Raw genomic sequence first — 957 nt, 5'->3', positions numbered from 1 at the left:
CCCCCTCGGCGCCCGCCCTGACCGCCGCCGGCAGGTCCGCCGGGCCCCCGATGTTGGCGAGCAGCGGCACCTGGTGGCCGTCCGCGGTGGCGCCCGGGCCGGTCACCGAGGCGAGCGCGGCCCGGTGTTCGGCCGCCACCCTGGCCAGCTCGGCCCGCTCCGCGTCGCTCGGGTTCACCACGATCTCGCCCGTGGAGCCGTCGACGGCGACCACCGTGCCCTCGGTGATCTCCAGGGCCCGGGGCAGCGCGACGACCGCCGGCACCCCGAGGGCCCGGGCCAGGATCGCGCTGTGACTCGTGGGGCCGCCCTCCTCCGTCACGAAGCCGAGCACCAGCGCCGGGTCGAGCAACGCGGTGTCCGCCGGGGCCAGGTCACGCGCGATCAGCACGAAGGGGTCGTCGCTGTCCGGCACCCCCGGTATCGGCACGCCGAGCAGCCTGGCGACCATCCGGTTGCGCACGTCGTCCAGGTCCGCGACCCGCCCGGCCAGATACTCGCCGGCGTCCGCGAGCAGCGCCCGGTAGGCGGCGAAGCCGTCGTAGACCGCCCGCTCCGCGGTGGAGCCGGCGGCGATCCGCCGCTCCACGTCGTTCATCAGCTCGGGATCCCGCGCCATCAGCGCCTGCGCCTCCAGCACCGCCTGGGCGTCGCCGCCCGCCAGCGTGCCCCTGGCCGTCAGGTCGGCGGCCACGGCGGTCGCGGCCTGCTGGGCGCGCCCCAGCTCGCGCGCCGTCTGCGCCGGCTCGATCCGGGTGTCGGGCGGCTCCAGCACCGCGGTGCCCATGTGGCGCACCTCGCCGATGGCCACGCCCCGGCTGACGCCGACCCCTTGCAGCCTGGTCTCCATCTCACCCGCCTCACGACGCCGACCCGACGACCACACCCGCCGGGCCGCACCTCACATCAAAGCCGAAGTCGCCGCGTTCGGCCCCTCCGGCCACGCCGCCCCTCCGC

General features: G+C 77.1%; 1 protein-coding gene. It reads right to left on the bottom strand.

Annotated features, from left to right (window positions below; all coding sequences use genetic code 11):
* The coding region (locus tag E1283_RS36560; protein ID WP_243745358.1) for a PEP-utilizing enzyme at nucleotides 1-850 on the bottom strand (850 nt) is incomplete at its 3' end.
* Nucleotides 851-957: the final 107 nt, after the last annotated feature.

This window comes from Streptomyces hainanensis (assembly GCF_004348415.1).
Classification (GTDB): domain Bacteria; phylum Actinomycetota; class Actinomycetes; order Streptomycetales; family Streptomycetaceae; genus Streptomyces; species Streptomyces hainanensis.
This window is presented reverse-complemented; position numbering and strand designations above follow the sequence as displayed.